The sequence below is a fragment of the Paenibacillus sp. FSL F4-0243 genome, from assembly GCF_037963295.1.
Taxonomy (GTDB): Bacteria; Bacillota; Bacilli; order Paenibacillales; family Paenibacillaceae; genus Paenibacillus_AQ.
Map to the genome: position 1 here is coordinate 2,872,749 of NZ_CP150151.1, position 19,686 is coordinate 2,892,434.

Below are 19,686 nucleotides of genomic sequence, written 5' to 3' on the forward strand. Positions count from 1 at the left end.
ATTGGAAAGCCTTATTTTTGAACTATTTGTCACACTTTTTACTTTATAGTTTGTCTTTAACGTTTAAAAATTGTAAATTATATAATAGCAATACTTTGGAGGAGGATGTAGAGATGGAAAAGCAGACTAAGTTATTGCTGTTTACGGGTTCCTATGCAAGTGCCACGGAAAGCGGTGTGCAGGTATTTGAATTCGATGGCGAAGCAGGAGGTACGTTAAAATTAATCGACTCGGTTCAGGGTCTAACCAACCCCACCTTTGTTAATGTAGATGCTACAGCCCTGCGTTTATATGCCATAGGAGAAAAGCCAAATGGTGAAGGTGGAAAAGAGGGAGAAGTCGTTACCTTTGCTATCGACGCTAAGCGTGGGAAATTGAGCGAATTGAATCGAATAGCCTCAATGCCTGCTTCAGGTAATGGTCAAACGACCACATGCCATATTTCAAGAGATCTGAGCGATGAATACATTGTTGTATGTAGTTATCATGGTGGCAGTGTAGGCTTGATCACATTAGATGAAGAAAAAGTTGCTAATCAACTGGAGGATGTCGCGATTCATTCCGGTCATGGTCACCATCCTGAACGTCAGGATCGCCCGCATCCCCATTCGGCTATTTTCAGTCCGGACGGACAGTATCTGTTTGTTTCTGATCTTGGGCTTGATATTATTCGGTCCTATAGAATCAATAGAGACTTGAACAAACTAGAAGTTCACGGAGATACTGCGCTTCATCCAGGGGCCGGACCTCGTCATTTTACATTTCATCCAGATGGAAAGTCTGCTTATGTTATAAACGAGGTGGATTCCACGATAACATCGTTTACATATGACAGTGCTACAGGGACTCTTCACACGGTAGATACAGTTTCAACCTTGCCTGAGGATTTTAAGGGAGAGAATACTTGCGCTGAAATTGCTACTTCAGTAGATGGAAGATATCTTTACGCTTCTAACCGTGGAGCTGATAACATCGCAGTGTTTGCAGTGGATAACGCTACTGCCAAGCTTACACTAATTGAATATGTATCTACTCGTGGAGGGCATCCACGACACTTCTCATTAACTCCGGATGGGGCTTATCTTATTGTTGCAAATCGTGACGCTAATAACCTGGTTGTGTTCTCTATTGAAGAGACCAGTGGTCGTCTCGTCTTTACTGGGAATACTGCTGATGTATCCAAGCCGGTGTGTGTGAAGCCTGTGATTTTCCCAGTATAAAAGAAACTTGTTTTGAAGAGTGAATAAGACAATTTAAGAAAATAATAAAGGGAACACCGGAGATGTAGTCCGGTGTTCCCTTTATTATTGAAAATAGGATGAAGAAGTTTAATGAATGTGTGAACTATTTGAGTGAGACGGGCTTAAGAGGTACAATAGTGGATACTGCAGATTTGAAGAGCACATTCTGTCTGCCATCACCTTGACCCTGTAAAGTGATTGTGAATGCATCATACGAGGTTACGACGCCTTGCATTTTTACACCATTTGTTGTAAAAATCGTCACGGGCACCTTTGTGGAAATAAACTGATTCAACAAACGTTCCTGCAATTTTAGACTCTCCACTTTGGCAGCACTCCATCTTTTTGTATATTTATTTCTCTATAATTATAGCACGGGTTATAGCTTCTCAGGAAATGTGATCGACAGGCACAAAATTAGACACGGAGGTATTTATGCTTTATTATCAGAACTGGTCTAGAGGTTTTCGTTATTTTATAGGGTTTACTGCTTGTTTCGTCGTTATTGCGATCCTAGTTCATATGAATAAGGTATCATCATTTGATAATTATTTGATTCATTTTGTTCAATCCGCTGAATCACCTGGACTGACCACATTCGCCAAAGGACTATCTCTGATTGGTTCCTCTAAGGTAGCGATTGGCATATCTATCGGCACGATGGCACTGCTGTATTTTCTGCTGAAACATCGGCTTGAGCTAATTCTGTTCCTATGGGTTGGACTAGGCTCACAGCTATTGAATACACTTATGAAGTTATGGTTTCAAAGGGAGCGTCCAAATTTCAATCGTATTGTCCAAGAGCTCGGTTATAGTTTCCCAAGTGGACATTCCATGGCAGCCTTCTCCCTCTATGGGGTAATTGCCTATTTACTGTGGCGTCATTTGCCGCGAAGAAGTGAAAGAATTCTGCTAATAACGTTTGCGGTATTCATGACTGTGGGCATTGGCTGGAGTCGTATTTACCTGGGAGTTCATTATCCTAGCGACGTAATTGGTGGTTATGCTGCAAGTGGCGCGTGGCTGATGTTATCCATCAGTCTATTTGAAGCCTATAAAAAACGGATATCCTCATAAGAAATGAAGATACCCGTTTTTGTGGGGATATTTTAAAATATAAGAATATATATGTTTCACGCTATACATTATCCTTATATTTCTCGCATAAACGCTTACCGTCCTAAATAGGACACCGAAGGCGTTTTTGCTTGAGGGTTCATCACATGATGTTCCGAAGATTTATGATCTTGGAAATGACCCATTTTACTTATTTTTTTCTTCAGCATAGAAGGAAGTCCAGCCTTTAGCTTTTGAGCTTCGTCTTTTGTTAGACGTCCCTCGCTGATGGCTTGATCCAGCCGCTTACTTGCGGATTCGCTGAGCTTTTGAATATATTGATCTTCTGTCCAGCCTTTCTTCTCAAGGGCAAGCTCGGGGAGGGTTTTGCCTGTTTTTAGGCTATTGATTAGCTCCGTACGATCCATCTCAAGCAGCTTGGCTGTTTCGAAAATAATGAAATGTCCGCCGGCTCTGAATTTCCCGTCTTTCCCTGGTGGGGGTCTATGACCTTTTTCCGAAGGCCCAGAATCAGGTGCAGTGGAGGTTACATTCTCAGCTGACACGCTCCGAGTAGGAGCAAGTGCTGGAGACAGACTGAGGAAAAGAACAGCTGTGATGGTCACTAATTTTTTGATGTTGTTATTCATTCACTCACCTCGTATGTTATATGTGATAGGTACTTACTTGAATTAGTATTCCCTGAAAGCTGAAAGAATCATAAGTGAGAGCTTAAATGATCATAAAATTCATCAACATTAGGCTTGGGTAATTAGAGGAATGAGGGATTCGTAGATGTCCATATTGCAGAGTGGGCCAATTTTTAGGGGGGATATTTTTGGCTTTTGGAGCTCGCATATTTAAAACAGGAATGGCAGTCACGCTTGCCTTGTATTTAGCCGAACTGCTACATTTTCCATCTTCTGTGGGCGCTGCGATTGCAGCAATTTTCGCTATGCAGCCATCTATTTATCGCTCTTGGCGTTATTTTCTTGATCAGCTGACAACGACTACAATGGGCGCGGTACTCGCTCTTCTGGGAGGAATGCTGTTATCCAATAGTCCAATTGCGGTTGGGTTGGTCTGCATTCTTGTCATTATGATCAGTATGAAAATTAACCGGGCGGATACTATTAGCCTGACACTGGTCACCGTTATAACAGTGATGGAGGCTTCTGGTGAATGGCAGTTCGCGCTGAATCGGTTCTTATTAACATTGACAGGGATTGTTTCTGCATTTCTAATCAATATTATAGTAGTTCCTCCGAAACCACGGAAACAGTACATCAAGCAAATTGAGAACGTCTTTGCCAGTCTTTCCTTGCTGCTAAGAACGGCTGTATCTCATGAGATGAAGGAAAGTGTGTTTCGTGATGAAAAACTTGCACTGGAGTCATCTATTAAATCTTTAGCGGATAAGTACGCTTTGTTTGAGGAAGAGCAGAAACAGCTAAAGAGGGCGAAGTACAGTCAGACTAGACAAATGGTTGTCTATAAGAACCTGTTATCTTCTTTGCAAAAGGGCTTCGATGTTCTTGAGGCTGTGGATCGGCATTATTTTCAAGCGGATCGAAGTGAAGAGACAGATGCATTGTTTGACAGTCATTTGGAGCAGTTAATCAAATATCATCAACTGATCTTGCTGAAATTTGAAGATAAACTAAAACCAAACACTAATGAATCGGAACCCTTGGGAGACGAGAATGATGGATTTTTGAATTCAACGATCCTGGGGTATAATGCGGAGAAAATAGGTCAACTACGATTGTATGTTGTAGCCGCAGCTATTTACGATTACGGATATCAATTAGAACGGCTTGATAAAGTGGCAGATCAGATGAACCGTATAGCGACTGAGGAAAAAGAAACGGATCGCGAAGCTTAAAACATAACCTTGTGATGTGCAACATATAAGCTTAAGGATTCATCTATTAAGAGTATCCTCACTTGAAATATCAACCTTCCAAAGGGGATGAAATGTAGTGGAGAATCATGAAATTGAATGGAAAGAGGAACAGCAGCGGGTTGACGGATTGACTAAGCTTTTGTCTGCCCATATCCGGCGATTATCTGAGGAGCTCGGACTCCATCGCAGTGATGTGGTGGATATGCGGAAAGACTTCTGGGAAGAGGTAACAGTAAACTTCAGTAGTCCAGATGATTTAGGGGAAACTTCAACAAGTCTGCGCCAACAATCCCAAATCTTGAATGAACGTGAACGCCATCATTTACAGTCGAGCAAGGCTCTAAAAAAATATAAAAAGCTACTCGTCTCTCCTTACTTTGGGCGTATTGACTTTACAGAAGCACCAAATGGAGAAACGGAAAAGATTTATCTGGGAATTGGATCCTTGATGGAGGATGATGGCACCTTCTTGATCTATGACTGGCGGGCGCCTATATCGAGTTTATATTATGACGGAGCTCCTGGCCCAACAGCTTATGAGACACCTGGTGGACTTGTTTCCGGTACAATGAATCTTAAACGTCAGTTTGTGATTTCTGATGGTGTTATTGAAGTTATGTTTGATACTGGGGTAACGATCGGCGACGAGCTTTTGCAGCAAGTGCTTAGCCATAGTGCCGATGATCGAATGAAGAGTATTGTAGCTACCATCCAGAAAGAGCAAAATGCGATTATCCGCAACGACAAAAGCCGAATGCTGGTCGTTCAGGGTGCCGCAGGAAGCGGGAAAACCTCTGCAGCATTGCAGCGGGTTGCTTATCTTTTGTATAAATACCGTGAAGTTCTGCAAGCAGACCAGATGTTGTTGTTCTCGCCGAACCCGCTGTTTAATAGCTATGTTTCAACTGTGCTCCCAGAGCTAGGTGAAGAAAATATGCAACAAACCACTTTTCAGATGTATCTTGAGCATCGTTTAGGACATGAATTCCAGCTGGAAGATGTCTTTAGTCAGACGGAAAATCTATTGAATGCCCCTGATGGCCCTGAAGTGGGTATACGCAGAGAAGGAATCGCTTATAAATCATCTGTACCTTTTCTCGATGTGATTCGTCGGTATGCTACGATGCTGGAACATGAAGGCATGCTGTTCAAGCCTTTAATGTTTCAAGGTAGAGCGGTAGTCAGTAAAGAAGAAATGGAACGTCATTTCTATGCCTATGATCCCGCCATTAAGCTTGCGAACCGTGTAGACTTAATGACACGCTGGTTACTGAAGAAGATCGCTGATTTTAGCCATGAGGAAAGAAATGCTTCATGGGTTGAAGATCAAATTGAGTTATTGGACTCCAGTGATTACCATCGTGCATATCAGATGTTGCGACGTAAGAAGAAAGCCACGCAGGATAGTTTTGATGATTTTGATACTGAAAAAGAAGTGTTATCCCGGTATGTAGTCAGCCAACGCTTAAAACCGCTGCGCGGATGGACTAAACGAGGTCGTTTTGTGGATGTTAAGGGGTTGTACAGTACGCTGTTTACTGATCGTGAGCTTATGGAACGTCTGAATGGTGTTCATTCTCTGCCGGAAATATGGGATGAGATCTGTGAACAAACACTAAAATCAATCGCAGTGAACGAGCTTGCCTACGAAGATGCTACACCATTCCTTTATTTGAAGGAGTTAAGCCAAGGCTTCCGTACCAATACGCTAATTCGTCATGTGATTGTGGATGAAGTACAAGACTACTCACCTTTCCAATTAGAGTTCATGCGCCGTTTATTTCCAAGGGCAAAAATGACCGTATTGGGTGACTTGAATCAGGCGATCTATGCACAAGGTGAGGTGCTCGGTGATTTGTCTAGTTTGGTAAGCATTTATGGGGAAGAGAATACAGAAGTGATCTCGTTAACCCGAAGCTATCGCTCCACTTTTGAAATTGTAGAATTTACGCGTTCAATGATTCCTGGAGGGGAAAGAATTGTGCCGTTTAATCGACGAGGAGAAGAACCTCAGCTAAGTGTGGTGTCTAGCGAGGATGAGCTTCTGAATGCAGTTGAAATGGATATCCGGAATTTGCAATCCAAGGGGTATCATTATGTGGCTGTCATTTGTAAAACAGCAGAAGAAAGCGCAAGAGTTCATGATGAACTACATAGTAGGCTGCCAGTAAGACTCGTTACGAAGGAAACGCCGAATTTCCAGAAGGGAACATTGGTGTTACCTGCTTACTTAGCTAAAGGTGTGGAGTTTGATGCTGTCATCATTTATGATGGTTCAGCTGAACGATATGGCAGAGAAAGCGAGCGTAAACTGTTCTATACAGCTTGCACTCGAGCGATGCACTTACTGCATATTTTTAGCCTAGGAGAACCAAACCGGTTTCTTCCATCTGTAAAAGCGAAGACCATGATTACAAATTCGCTGTAAAGCACCATCTTCTGATCATAAGATCGTCCTTTCGCATTGGCGAGGGGACGGTCTTTTTATATGTATGAATAAAGAGGGATGAACAAACCACAATATAGAGAGTCGTCGCAAACAATGACAAAGGTGGTCAGTTCATGAAGGAAAGAAAATGGGATCTGCTTGCACTGGCATCCATTCCACTAATTATGACCCTCGGTAACTCCATGCTGCTTCCTATTTTGCCGCAGATTTCTAAAGAACTAGGCATTAGCTCTTTTCAGGTGAGTATGCTGATTACTGTTTATGGATTGATGGCTATCGTGATGATTCCTATTGCAGGGTACCTGTCTGACGCTTATGGACGAAAAAAGGTGATTCTTCCGAGTCTGATCATTGCTGCTATAGGTGGAGTCGTCTGCGTGGTGGCGGCTTGGTTTATGAAGGGCGTTAGCGCCTATTGGGTCATTCTGGCCGGACGTTTGTTACAAGGGATAGGTGCGGCTGGTGCTTTTCCTATTGTGCTGCCCTTCGTTGGTGATTTATTCAAGGAAGAAGAGGATGTAAGCAAAAGTCTGGGAATTATTGAAACCTCAAATACCTTTGGTAAAGTACTCAGTCCGATCCTTGGAGCTTATCTTGGAATATGGCTCTGGTTTGCACCTTTTATCGCTATTCCTGTTCTATGTCTAATTTCATTTGCTTTAGTTCTTTTTCTGGTTCGAAAGCCGGAAGCGAAGGAACAACCTGAGAAACAGGGTATAAAAGAATTTTTATCCGGAATTGTGAGCATTTTGCGTGAAAAGGGACGATGGTTGTATGCTATTTTTGCCATAGGCGGTATCTGTATGTTTGTAACCTTTGGCGTTCAATTCTATTTATCGGAAATGCTGGAAACTAAATTTAATATGCATGGGGCAATGAAGGGATTTGTGCTGGCAATACCATTAGCCTTGTTATGTCTGTCTTCATATGGAACAGGAAAGATCATTGGTCAGAACAAAACGCTAATGAAATGGCTTGGCTTTGGAGGTATGGTGTTACTAACTGCAGCAATGATCTTTGCGGGGTTCAATAAAGGTATTTATTTCTTAGTCGGGTTTATGGGCTTAGGTTGTGTTGGAATCGGGATTGTGCTTCCTTGTATGGATGCTTTAATCACGGAGGGAATTGAGAAAGAGAATAGTGGCACGATAACCGCTCTCTATAGCAGTATGAGGTTTATAGGGGTAGCCGCAGGACCGCCAGTGGTATCGCTGCTGTTAAGCAGTGGTCATTGGGTATTATTCGCTTTAATGGCTACAGTCGGCGCAATTGGTGGATTGCTGACCTTATTTGCAGTAACGCCAAGCAAGGGGAGCAAGGGAGAATCTGATGTGAAAGAAACGGAGCAGGTAAATCCGCACCTCTGGTCAAAGCGTGTTCGTCAGACTTCTGCAAGGACTATAGATGGAAAAAAGAGCTATCCTTAAGCTACGTTGCCGTAGCTTGCGGGATAGCCCTTTGATAAAAGATTGAAAGACAATCTTATGCTTGTGGTACGGATTCCCAATCCTTCAGGAAGCGTTCGATACCGTTATCTGTCAGCGGATGCTTCCAGAGGGTAGGCAGGAGCGAACCTGGGATGGTAGCAATGTGAGCACCAGCAAGAGCGGCTTGCTCAACATGCGCAATGTTACGGATGGATGCTGCAATAATTTCGGAAGTCATACCGTAGTTAGTTAGGATGGTCTTCAGATCCTTGATCAGCTTCATTCCGTCAACACCGATATCATCCAGACGTCCTACGAAAGGAGAAATATAAGTTGCGCCTGCTTTTGCAGCCATCAAGCCTTGAGCCGCTGAGAAGACAAGCGTTACGTTAGTTTTGATACCTTTTTTTGTAAGCTCATAACAAGCTTCCAAGCCATCTTCAGTCATAGGGAGTTTAATGACAACGTTTGGAGCCCACTCAGCAATTTCGTATGCTTCTTTAAGCATTTCTTCTGCTGTAAGTCCGATTACTTCTGCACTTACAGGACCTGGAACGATTGCTACGATTTCTTTGATAACATCTTTAAACAATCTTCCTTCTTTAGCGATGAGCGACGGGTTAGTCGTTACGCCATCCACTAATCCGAGGCGAGTAATACGTTTGATCTCTTCAATATTTCCGGTGTCCAAGAAAAACTTCATTTTAAGTTTCCTCCCTTGATTTCCATATGGATTGACAAACAATATTCATATTTTCATTATGAGACATGTCAAACGAAGTTTCAACTGTTATTTTGAATATTTCAAAATAACTTTATAGATTGAATATCACTTACACTTGTTATAGTGTTGATAATATAGGATTGGTCTATGCAGTTATCCATGATAATATATAATCGGTATTGTTATTATGGAGTATTGGGTGGGACGTGATGAAATGTACTCGATATTAGTTATTTTGCTTGTGCTCGTGTTGTCAGTTGCCGGATTCTTGGCCTACCAGAACAGCAAATTGGTATCTAATCAGAAAAAATTAGGAACTTTATCACGCAATCCTTCACTAATGTATTCTATCTTTGACCAATCTTGCGCTGCTAGTGTGGAAGATCCAGACGTAATTCCTTTAGTTCAATACACAGTTTTTGTGGAGTCCAGCGGGCAGGCAGTTGTGAATAAGCCTTTAGCAATCATTATTCTTTGTAGAGTAAGTGCGGGTAGAGGAAATCTAGTTCTCGCTGATGTCGAACGCAGTGTGCTGGAGCACATTAAATTGGCAGCCCCCTCAGATGCTTTCATTGAGCATAAAGCTTACTTACATAGGGCTGCTAACCACGCTGAAAAAGAGATGATCCTAAATTTAGAGGATGTAGTGAAATTACAATATACATAAGACAGAATGAAGAATATTGATTTTTTTGGCTGCAAGAAGGATAATACGAATTTGGATACAAGAAAAGAGGGAAATAGAGTGTCGCCCGTAACAGAAGTGAATTTTGAAGTAGTTGATCCAGAGAACGCTGATTTAAGAGAACTTATTACGTTTCTGGATGAGGAACTGAAGATGCGTTATCCGCATGAGACGATCTATGTTGTTGATTTCGAGGATCCCAAAGTAAAAGAAATGACTTTCGTAGTAGCCTACTTAAACGGAAAACCAGTGGGCTGTGGTGGGCTTCGTCCACTGGATTATATCGGAATAGAGATCGCAACGATGGAGTTGAAGCGCTTTTATGTAGATTCTAGTTATCGTAAAATGGGCATAGCTACAAATATGCTGTTATTCCTTGAAGAACAAGCATTAGCGGCGGGGTTTAAGGAGATCCGATTGGAGACCGGAATTAAGCAGCCAGAAGCGATTGCGCTTTACGTCAAGCATGGCTACCAACCGATTGATTTATTTGGACCCTACATAGGTGATCCGCATAGTCTCTGTTACGGCAAAATACTATAAAACTTTATAATGGATAACATGGGGGTATTAAAATGAGTATCAACGTTAAACAACTAGCAGCTGAAAAAGCAGTGGAATATGTAGAAGATGGAATGAAGGTAGGTTTGGGTACGGGATCAACTGCCTACTGGGCAATCCGCAAGCTCGGTGAACGCGTCAGTGAAGGCTTGAAAATTACCGCAGTAGCTACTTCAAGCGCTTCCGAAGAGCAGGCACGAGAGCTGGGAATTCCACTGGTAGCTTTTGGTGATATTGATAGTCTGGACTTAACCATTGACGGAGCGGACGAGCTAGACAGCAGTCTGCAACTAATTAAAGGCGGCGGCGGCGCTTTGCTTCGTGAGAAGATTGTAGCTAGTAATAGTACCCGAATGATTGTGATTGCGGATGAAGGTAAAGTTGTAAACACGCTAGGCAAATTTCCGTTGCCGGTGGAAATCGTTCCTTTCGCGTGGGAATGGACTGTGGCAGAGCTTGCCAAACTGGGTTGCCAGCCTGAATTGCGTCGCAGCGGAGAAGAGTTGTACAAGACGGATAATGGCAATTACATTGCGGACTGCCGATTTGAAGCGATAGAAGCTGCACCGAAGCTTGCACTGACCATCCAAAACATCCCGGGTGTTGTAGATCACGGCTTATTTATTGGGATTGCAGCGATGGCGATCGTAGGTAAACTTGATGGAACTATCGAAATTATTGAAGCTCAACCTAAGAATTGATTAACCGCAGACATAAAGAAACCTACCGTTCATGGCCGCTAAAAGGATTGACACGGGTAGTGCTAACTCTGTATAGTGCTACTGTTATCTATTGGATGTTTATCGGATTTGGACGTGAGGTACATACCGGAGGTCCTCTTCAGTATAATCTGGTTCCATTTCGCACGGTGTCACTTTATTTCAACTTGGATAACGGTTTATCACTTATCAATCGGCTAGTAAATCTGCTAGGAAATGTTGTAGTTTTTATTCCATTTGGTTTTCTTTCGCCATTAGTAAAGATACATCCGGTTTCTTGGCTTAGGATCTCGCTATATGCTGTCCCTTGCATACTGCTTTTGGAGTGCTTGCAAATGCTGCTGCATGTGGGAAGCTTCGATATTGATGATTTACTATTAAACATGCTGGGTGTGTGGACAGGCTACGGATTGTTTCGAGTGATTAGCTTTAAAAGGAATAAAGAAGGAGAAATGTGAAGAATGTTGATTGATCTTAAACCCCTCATTGGTACACCTGAGGTGAATGAGCTGTTGACCTATGCGGTGATAGATGATCCGAATGCTCTACAGCAGACTTCGTCTGAGTATAGCGAACAAGCCGGGTTAAAGTTATATGGCTGGGAAGAGGAAGAATTACTGCTTGGTCTTGTAGGCTTTGAAGAAACAGAAGATGGTTCCTTGGATATTCGGCATATTGCTGTATTACCAGAGAACAGAGGAAAAGGTTATGCACGGGGGATGATTCTGGAGCTGCTTACTACGCGTCAGCCGCGTTATCTGGTTGCTGAAACAGAGGATGAGATTGCTGCAGATTTCTACCGTAGTCTTGGGTTCATGGTGTACAGCCTCGGCGAAAATGCAGCAGGCATTGAAACGCTGAGATGTGTTTATGAAGTAGAAGAGATCGAGGATGAGGAATAAACAGTTTTTAAAAGACATACAATGGCAGGTCGAGATGAAATCTCGGCCTGTTTTTTTGTTGACACCTTAAATAGTTCCTTAGAATTGTAAAGTTGACTTTTGAAATAAATGGGATTATAGTTTGACAATGAAACTATTCTACAGTTGAACTATATTTGGAGGTAGGAAGCTTTGGAAGATGAAGTTCAGCATTGGATTAACCGTTATATGGATGCTTATATGATGGTGACTCGACAAGTAGCCGCAAGAATTAAAGATAGCATTGCTGCAGATACAACGAATGATCAGTATCAAATTCTGCGTCTGATTAATGCTCAGGAACAATGTACCTCTACATATCTAGCAGAAACTTTTTGCGTGGGTAAAAGCTCCATTACAGCAATAATCAACAGACTGGTGCAAGCAGGCATTATTGAGCGAACTCGTGACGAGAATGATCGTCGTCAGGTGTATTTATCGATGTCAGAGCATGGTAAAAGAGTATTTGAAGCCGCTGAGTCGCAAGTACATGAAGTAGTGGCCCCGTATTTGTTTCATTTTGAAAAGAAGGATATTGAGACGTTCATCATGATGTTTGAGAAACTGGCAAGTCTAATTCAGAATGATAATGGAGGGAAGAGCCAATGAAGACGATTCTAAAAGCAAGATGGGCGGTTATCGCAATCTGGCTCGCTGTAGCGGTGGTGCTAGTGATGACGGCCCCGTCTTTCTCTGATCTTGTCCGTGAGAAGGGGCAGGTTACGGTTCCAGAGGGATACCCTTCATCTAGAGCAGCAGAAATCATGAAGGAAGCATCAAGTGACAAGGGAGGCGAATCACTCCATCAAGTAGCCCTTGTGTTCAATAACCCGAACGGAATCGGAGCGGAAGAAACAGCAAGTATTCAACAAGGCGTTGAGAAGCTGGCTGCGAATAAGGAAGCTCTGCAGTTAGATTCCATCACCGATCCTTTTTCACAAAGTGAGCTTAAAGATACACTAATTGCCAAAGATGGCAAGACTATTATGGTGGCGTTGTCCGTAAAAGGTGAAGGAGAGGCTGTTACTGCGCTGCCAGATAAAGTGGATGAGATGCTCTCAGGTGTTAAAGCAGATCATTATTTGACCAGTGAAGGTCTGATTACAGAGGATATGATTGCAAGCTCAGAAGCAGGGCTAAAGAAGTCGGAGTATATTACAGTTGTCTTTATCCTACTTATTCTATTCGTCGTATTTCGTTCGTTCGTAGCGCCTTTTGTACCGCTGCTGACCGTGGGTATCAGCTATATTGTATCCCAATCTGTCGTGGCTTTTTTGGTGGATCGTTATGATTTTCCTTTATCAACGTTTACTCAAATCTTTATGGTTGCGGTCATGTTCGGGATCGGTACGGATTATTGTATTCTGCTGATCAGTCGCTTTAAAGAAGAATTGATGACCGCAGAAGATACTAAAAGTGCAATCATTGCAACTTATCGAAAAGCTGGAGGAACGGTGTTCTATTCGGGCTTAGCGGTGTTTGTAGGTTTTGTAGCGATTGGGTTATCGAAATTTATTCTTTATCGTTCAGCAGTAGCTGTTGCAGTTGGTATTGCAGTTATGCTATTGGCACTTGTGACGATTGTTCCGTTCTTTATGGCTGTTCTAGGCAAAAAGCTATTCTGGCCCTCCCGTGGCAAGCTGGAGCATAGTGAGAGCCGTATTTGGGGATGGGCAGGTTCTTTTTCTTTAAAAAGACCGTGGGCCGCACTTCTAATCGTTGCAGTAATCGTATCCCCATTCCTAGTCACCTATAGCGGTAAGCTGTCCTTTAACAGCTTGGAGGAAATTGGCTCGGAATATGCTTCGGTAAAAGGTTTTAATATTATTTCGGAGAGCTTCGGACCAGGTGAATCGATGCCTGGCAAGATCGTTATCAAGAATGATGATCGTATGGACAATTCAGAATATCTGGGACTTGCGGAGAAAATTAGCCGCGAGCTGGAAAAAGTGGATAGTGTAAAATCTGTTCGGAGTATGTCACGTCCAACAGGTGAGCTGATTAGTGATTTCTTGATTCCGAATCAGGTAGGTACTCTTTCTGATGGACTGGACCAGAGTAACGAAGGTCTGACCAAGATTCAGACCGGCTTGTCTGAAGCTAGTAAACAGCTTAGCGATAATGCCCCCAAACTTACAGAAGCTGTTGCAGGGAGTGCTAAGCTGACAGAGGGCACAGCTGATCTCAAAGACGGAATTGTTGCTTTAGGCGCTGGGCTCACCCAGATTGAGAGCGGGATTAAGAGTGGCTCAGCGGGTGCAGGAGAGATCAAAGCCGGTCTTCAGCAGGCAGCAACAAGTGCTAAACAGTTAGCAGATGCAAATGCGAAGTTACTTGAGGGTTATAAAAAAATCGGTGGAGGCTTAACCCAGCTGGATGAAGGACTCGGACAGCTTCCGAAGCAGCTACAAGGTGTTGCAGAGGCATTAAAAGGACTGGACGGTTCCTTCGCTGGCCTAGAGAGCAGTTATCCGGAAATTGTTCAGGATGTAAATTATTTGACGATCAAAGGTACAGTAGCACAAAGTAGTACGGGTGCAGCGCAACTAGCAGCCGGTCTTGGTCAGGTTTCAGAACAGCTTAAAGGTGCAGCTACAGGCTTAAATGAGGCGAATGCCGGTTATGCCAAAGCTGCGGCTGGGCAAACCGCGCTCGCGCAAGGTTTAGCTAAGCTTGTAGCTGGAATCGGTCAGCTGCAAGCTGGACTCGATCAGGCGGCAGCAGGTCAAGGACAGATCGTAGATAAGATTCCATCTATCACAAGTGGGCTTGATCAATTGCAAGGCGGACAGAAGCAGCTTGCAGATGGTTTTGGTGAATTGACAGGTCAGATTGGAGCCTTAACCACTGGACTAAGCGATAGTGCTGATGGATTGAAGCAAATTACAAGCGGTCTGGGCTCGGCACAAGAATACTTGAATCAGATTCAAGCGGCTAAGGATGAAGAGCTGAGCGGATTCTTCGTGCCAGCTGAGGCACTTAAAGCTGAAGGTATAAAGCAGGTATTTGATACGTACTTGTCTGATGACCGTAAAGTGATGACGTTGGATGTGGTATTTACCGAGAATCCTTACAGCTCAGAGGCTATAGATAGTGTGGGTGATATTCAAGCAGCAGTAGATCGTGCAGTTAAAGGTACGAAGCTTGAAAATGCTGAAACAGCTATTAGCGGGGTTACAAGCAGTCAAAGCGATTTGCGGAATATTTCCAATGAAGACTATACGCGTACAGTAATCTTGATGCTGAGCGGTATTTTCATCATATTAGTGTTGCTGCTCCGTTCAATCGTAATGCCGATTTACCTTATCATTTCACTTTTGATCACTTACTTTTCAGCGTTGGGCGTTACAGAGGCTATTTTCGTTAATCTTCTGCACTATGAAGGGATTACATGGACGACGCCATTCTTTAGTTTTGTTATGCTGATTGCACTAGGTGTGGATTATAGCATTTTCTTAATGGCCCGGTTTAACGAAAATAAAACATGGGACGTAAAAGAAGCAATTCTACACGCTATGCGCAATATGGGTACAGTTATCCTTTCAGCTGTAGTTATTCTGGGTGGTACCTTCGCTTCGATGTATCCTTCTGGGGTATTGTCGATGATGCAGATTGCTACAGTGGTGCTCGTAGGATTGGCCTTGTATGCTTTAATCTTCCTGCCGTTCTTTGTCCCTGTAATGGTACGGGTCTTCGGCCGAGGGAATTGGTGGCCATTTTCGGTTAAACAGAGCGGAGAAGCTAACAAGCAGGATTTAAATATGTAAATGGGACTATACCCCATTTATGAATCAGAAGTCATAACAAGTTGTTTTTTTTGCAGTCAGCCACCGATATATTTATCGGTGGCTGACTTTTTATTTGAGTAGAATGAATCGTTTCGATGGGGCATTATTAGCGGGGAGAACTACTAATCCGTTCAATTGTCATGGGTCTTTTATCCATTGTCGTCTGGTTCTTTAGGTTATTGTTATTATGTTTTCAGAAAATTATAATAACACTGGATTCGTTTTCAAAGTCTCCAAATTACAACTAGAAAGCGAGATGATGAATGATGAAAGTAAGCATGAAGAACAGCAGTATCGCAAAGAAGGTTGCTCCATTTGTTATTACTGCGGGGGTTATTGCCGGAGTAGGACTTATCGATACCGATAAAGCGTTAGGACACGGTTATGTATCCGAACCAGCAAGTCGTGCGAAGCTTGGTGCAGCGAATAATGTGGGTTCTGTTCAATATGAGCCACAGAGTCTAGAGGCACCAAAGGGTTTCCCATTGGCGGGTCCTGCGGACGGGAAGATTGCATCTGCGGGTGGCATGTTCGGAGGAATTCTGGATCAACAATCAAGTGATCGTTGGATTAAGCACGATATGGTTGGCGGAGTCAATGACATCACTTGGTATCATACAGCACAACATAGAACAACAAAATGGCATTACTATATTACGAAAAAAGGTTGGAATCCTAATACGCCAATTAAACGTTCCGATTTAGAGCTTATTGGAACTTTTGAAAATGGCGGTAAACAGCCTGAGCGTTCTGTGACGCACAAAGTAAATGTCCCAACTGACCGCAGTGGATACCATGTTATTTTGGCAGTGTGGGATATCGATGATACATCGAATGCCTTCTATCAAGTCATTGATGTGAATCTAAAGAACAGTGAATCAGGACCTGGGGTACAACCAGACACGGAGAAGCCGTCAACAGTAACGGGGTTACACACGATGAGTGTAGAATCGAGCAGTGTAGATCTTATGTGGAATGCTGCAACAGATAACATAGGCGTAGATCATTACATGATTTATCGCGGGGATAGCGTCGGTATAGCGAAACAAATCGGAACATCCTCAACAACGAGCTTTAAAGACATTACTGTAGAACCAGGTAAAATTTATACATATTATAGTGTTGCGGTGGATCGTGCAGGAAACACGTCAGGCGCAAGTAATATTATTGTTGTTAGCACACCAAACCCGGAAGTGGTTATACCTCCAGTGGAAACACCAGATACTTTGAAGCCTTCGATGGTTGAGGGGCTGCATACCATGTCTGTGAAGCACAATAGTGTTAATCTGATGTGGAACGCCGCCCAAGATAATGTAGGTGTTGATCATTATGTTGTGTATCGAGAGGGTGTTGAATTGACCCAAACTAAGGGAACTTCCTTTACGGATTTAACGGTGCAAGCTTCCACTACGTACAATTATCATGTGAGAGCTGTAGACGCTGCTGGTAATATTTCAGACAAGAGCTCTTTGTATACAGTCACAACCCTTGTGAAACCCGTATTACCAGATGTAGCAGCTTGGAATGCAACCGGGTTGTACATTGTAGGAACAAAAGTTGAATACAAGGGTAACGTTTATGAAGCTCGAGTGACATTTAGAAGTTTCGGTGATACCAACTGGAATCCGGAGTCGGCACTATCGCTTTGGAAATTAGTGACGAACTAATAACATCGTTTCCCCCCCAATTTATTATAAAAAAACGGAGATCATTTCTGATAATCAGAAGTGATCTCCGTTTTTTGGGTTAAGGAGTCGTCAAGTTTATTTCATCTTGGCGAAAAAGCTGCGCAACGCCCAACCGCGCTCCTGCCGTTTTTTATATTTAGGAAGTGAACGATAAACAGCGGTGGATTCTTCGAAAGCTCGCTTCGCATCCTCTGATCTGCCAAGCGCTTTATACATCGAGCCAGCCAGATAATACGCCTCAGAAGAAGAAGACTGGATTTCTTGATACTGAGTAACGTAATGCAACGCTTTATCATGATTCGTATGGCGGAAAGTTTCCGCTAACCAAAGATATGGCTGTCCATATCGAGCCTTACGGTTGATCTCCAGACCACGAAGCATTTGTGCTTCGCCTTCCTCCAAAGCGCCTAGCTTAAGATTCACATGTCCGAGTTCTACCCAATATTCAGCAGATTGTTCATAACGGTCCTCGATTTGCAGTAGGAGATCCTTCGCTTCCCTGTATTTTTTACGTTCTGTCAAACTCCGCGCTAAATCAAATTTGGATGAAACATCATTAGGATTTAAAGAAATGGTTGTACGTAACTTGGAAATTTGACGCATTCTTTTGAAGGGCTTTGTAATGCTGGGGAAGATGCCCACATATCGCCGATCCAAGAAATACAAGATAAGAAGCAGGATGAATATAGCCAGAAAAGGGTTGCCCACTAATCTGAAGAGCAGTAAAACACCTATAAATTTAAGCATAACTTCCCTCCATAATCATTTGGTTCCGGTATTGCGATTGAAAAGAGTAGATCCAAGGCAGCGTAATTATAACATAATTCAAAGCAATCTGAATCCCGGGATTTTAAAATTATACAACTTTGAGCAGCTTAATAGCGTCTTAGTGTAAGATGAATAATAATTACAATAATATCATAAGAAGGGAAAAACAAGATGAACTTATTAGCAAGGAAGCTACAGCTGTTTAGTTTGGCTGTTTGTTCTACTTTTATGGCTGTTACGTCAGTCCCACAAGTGATAAGCGCGGATCCCTCATCCGCGAAGCTGAGTGGAATTAAGGAGATTGTTGCCACTTCTGGATTTTGGGGAGGGAGCTCCTTCGCACTGGGGACTGACGGAACCGTATGGTCTTGGGGGAGCAATGTTTTTGGACAATTTGCAAATGGAACTGCAGGTCCTGAAGGGTGGACGATTACTCCCCATAGCATAGCAGCGCTTGATCGTACGAAGCAGTTAGAGATCGGTGGAATTTATTATGTTGCGCTGAACGAAGACGGGACGGTTAAAGCTTGGGGAGATTACCGGGATAAGAATGCTATAGAAGCAGGCAATGGGGTAAGTACTAAACAGCACAAGGTGCTGCTTCCTCAGGTTATCTCTGGGATGACCGATGTAGTCAGTATAGCTTCAGGCATACACAATACCTTAGCTTTGAGAAAGGATGGAAGCGTACTCCAGTGGAATCCTCCAGAAATCACTGATGTAGGTTTTACAGAGTTGCCTGCTGCTACCAAGGTTCAGGGTTTAAGTGAGGTAATGTGGGTCGGTAACAGTGACTATCAGGCCGCAATTCGCACCAACGGTACTCTTTGGATTTGGAGCGCTAACCCGCAAATAGAGAATACAAAAGCGGTGAAGAAGCCGACCCCAGTCAAGGATTTATATCATGTGAAGTCCGTTTCTATGAACTGGAGGAGTATACTGGCGTTAACTGAGAATGGAAGTGTCTGGGCAACGGTTGACAGCAATAATTATAACGAAATCATGATGAAGAAGATGCCAGGTCTTACGGATATTGTATCTGTTCAGACGAAAAATGGGTTCAATCTTGTTGCCAATAAAAAAGGAGAATACTGGGTATGGGAAGCTGGCACTTTATTGCAAGGTCTGCAAAAGATCACAGTCATAAAGCCGATCTCCAAACTTACGCTGGATTTAGGTGGCTTTGTAGCTGTTAAAAAAGATGGCACCGTGTGGACTTGGAGTACCCAATCATCAACCGACAGTAAATGGGTCTTTACTAAACCTAAACAAATCAAAGGCTTGAGCAATCCGGTTTCTTTTGCCACGGGGGAAAATAGTAAATATGCAGTTTTGAAGGATGGGACAGCAGTAGCTTGGGGGACGAATATGTTTGGTCAACTTGGTATCAGTGCGCTTGATTCACGTCCTTTTACTATATCACCTATCTTGAAGCCTGTTACTGTAATCGTGGATGGGAAGAAGATCGACTCCGCGCAATCTGCTATATTCTTGGATGGAAGTGTAAGAGTACCGATCAGGGAAGTGGCGGAAAATCTGGGCTACACCCTCTCATGGGACGGCGATATGACGCTCTTGAAAGAAGGTAAGAAAATCATCTTTAAAGAGGGAGCCATTAAAGTAAGTTATGCATCACTTGTTCCAGCGGCAGCTTTGGTTAAGGCACTAGGTGTTACTGCAGAGTGGAATAGTAAACTGTACCAATTAACGATACAAACAAAAAGATGACTTTCATTTAACACTTATTTTAATAT

Annotated in this window: 18 protein-coding genes; 14 read left to right on the forward strand and 4 right to left on the reverse strand. The window is 43.0% G+C overall.

The genetic code is table 11. The features are described from left to right. Nucleotides 1-113: 113 nt before the first annotated feature. Entirely contained in the window at nt 114-1,220 is a 1,107-nt protein-coding gene (locus tag NSS87_RS12590; protein WP_339247499.1) for a lactonase family protein, read from the forward strand. Between the two features lie 124 nt (nt 1,221-1,344). Here NSS87_RS12590 and hfq read toward each other — a convergent pair whose 3' ends face one another. Further along, nucleotides 1,345-1,566: an RNA chaperone Hfq gene (gene hfq, locus NSS87_RS12595; protein WP_042126951.1), complete on the reverse strand. Its 222-nt coding sequence runs from the start codon at nt 1,564-1,566 to the stop codon at nt 1,345-1,347. Between the two features lie 110 nt (nt 1,567-1,676). On the opposite strand from hfq, the gene NSS87_RS12600 reads away from it, so the two are divergent. Beyond that, complete coding sequence (locus NSS87_RS12600; protein WP_042187448.1) at nt 1,677-2,318, forward strand: phosphatase PAP2 family protein; 642 nt, start codon at nt 1,677-1,679, stop codon at nt 2,316-2,318. Nucleotides 2,319-2,413: 95 nt separating this feature from the next. Here NSS87_RS12600 and NSS87_RS12605 read toward each other — a convergent pair whose 3' ends face one another. Continuing rightward, a complete protein-coding gene (locus NSS87_RS12605) occupies nt 2,414-2,947 on the reverse strand; it encodes a hypothetical protein (RefSeq protein ID WP_076282886.1) in 534 nt (177 codons plus the stop codon). Nucleotides 2,948-3,135: 188 nt separating this feature from the next. On the opposite strand from NSS87_RS12605, the gene NSS87_RS12610 reads away from it, so the two are divergent. From NSS87_RS12610 to NSS87_RS12620, 3 genes are all read left to right on the forward strand, one after another. Next, entirely contained in the window at nt 3,136-4,182 is a 1,047-nt protein-coding gene (locus NSS87_RS12610; RefSeq protein ID WP_042187452.1) for an aromatic acid exporter family protein, read from the forward strand. Between the two features lie 97 nt (nt 4,183-4,279). Next, the gene (gene helD, locus NSS87_RS12615) at nt 4,280-6,631 is read left to right on the forward strand and encodes an RNA polymerase recycling motor HelD (protein WP_339247505.1); all 2,352 of its coding nucleotides are present in this window, start codon (nt 4,280-4,282) and stop codon (nt 6,629-6,631) included. Between the two features lie 134 nt (nt 6,632-6,765). Beyond that, complete coding sequence (locus NSS87_RS12620) at nt 6,766-8,079, forward strand: MFS transporter (RefSeq protein ID WP_339247507.1); 1,314 nt, start codon at nt 6,766-6,768, stop codon at nt 8,077-8,079. A gap of 55 nt (nt 8,080-8,134) precedes the next feature. On the opposite strand, the gene fsa is transcribed toward NSS87_RS12620, so the two are convergent. Continuing rightward, the gene (gene fsa / locus NSS87_RS12625) at nt 8,135-8,782 is read right to left on the reverse strand and encodes a fructose-6-phosphate aldolase (protein WP_042126959.1); all 648 of its coding nucleotides are present in this window, start codon (nt 8,780-8,782) and stop codon (nt 8,135-8,137) included. 235 nt (nt 8,783-9,017) lie between these two features. On the opposite strand from fsa, the gene NSS87_RS12630 reads away from it, so the two are divergent. From NSS87_RS12630 to NSS87_RS12665, 8 genes are all read left to right on the forward strand, one after another. After that, complete coding sequence (locus tag NSS87_RS12630) at nt 9,018-9,470, forward strand: hypothetical protein (RefSeq protein WP_197071283.1); 453 nt, start codon at nt 9,018-9,020, stop codon at nt 9,468-9,470. A gap of 78 nt (nt 9,471-9,548) precedes the next feature. Next, nucleotides 9,549-10,031, forward strand: coding sequence for a GNAT family N-acetyltransferase (locus tag NSS87_RS12635; RefSeq protein WP_231573435.1), 483 nt, complete (start codon nt 9,549-9,551; stop codon nt 10,029-10,031). 38 nt (nt 10,032-10,069) lie between these two features. Continuing rightward, nucleotides 10,070-10,750, forward strand: a complete 681-nt coding sequence (rpiA, locus tag NSS87_RS12640; protein ID WP_156113224.1) for a ribose-5-phosphate isomerase RpiA — start codon at nt 10,070-10,072, stop codon at nt 10,748-10,750. Further along, nucleotides 10,747-11,226 (forward strand): VanZ family protein, encoded by a 480-nt coding sequence (locus NSS87_RS12645; protein WP_339247511.1) that lies wholly within the window; start codon nt 10,747-10,749, stop codon nt 11,224-11,226. Before rpiA ends, NSS87_RS12645 begins: the two co-directional genes overlap by 4 nt. Before the next feature lie 3 nt (nt 11,227-11,229). Continuing rightward, a complete protein-coding gene (locus NSS87_RS12650; protein ID WP_283911593.1) occupies nt 11,230-11,670 on the forward strand; it encodes a GNAT family N-acetyltransferase in 441 nt (146 codons plus the stop codon). Nucleotides 11,671-11,841: 171 nt separating this feature from the next. Then, on the forward strand, nt 11,842-12,297 hold the full coding sequence (locus NSS87_RS12655) for a MarR family transcriptional regulator (protein WP_076282879.1): 456 nt from the start codon (nt 11,842-11,844) through the stop codon (nt 12,295-12,297). Continuing rightward, entirely contained in the window at nt 12,294-15,455 is a 3,162-nt protein-coding gene (locus tag NSS87_RS12660; RefSeq protein WP_339247516.1) for an MMPL family transporter, read from the forward strand. Before NSS87_RS12655 ends, NSS87_RS12660 begins: the two co-directional genes overlap by 4 nt. Nucleotides 15,456-15,739: 284 nt before the next feature. Beyond that, nucleotides 15,740-17,143 (forward strand): lytic polysaccharide monooxygenase, encoded by a 1,404-nt coding sequence (locus NSS87_RS12665; RefSeq protein ID WP_042187468.1) that lies wholly within the window; start codon nt 15,740-15,742, stop codon nt 17,141-17,143. A 96-nt stretch (nt 17,144-17,239) separates the two neighbouring features. Here NSS87_RS12665 and NSS87_RS12670 read toward each other — a convergent pair whose 3' ends face one another. Next, on the reverse strand, nt 17,240-17,911 hold the full coding sequence (locus NSS87_RS12670) for a tetratricopeptide repeat protein (RefSeq protein ID WP_042187471.1): 672 nt from the start codon (nt 17,909-17,911) through the stop codon (nt 17,240-17,242). 192 nt (nt 17,912-18,103) lie between these two features. Here NSS87_RS12670 and NSS87_RS12675 point away from each other — a divergent pair, with 192 nt between their 5' ends. After that, the gene (locus NSS87_RS12675) at nt 18,104-19,660 is read left to right on the forward strand and encodes a stalk domain-containing protein (protein WP_339247520.1); all 1,557 of its coding nucleotides are present in this window, start codon (nt 18,104-18,106) and stop codon (nt 19,658-19,660) included. The last annotated feature ends 26 nt before the right edge of the window (nt 19,661-19,686 follow it).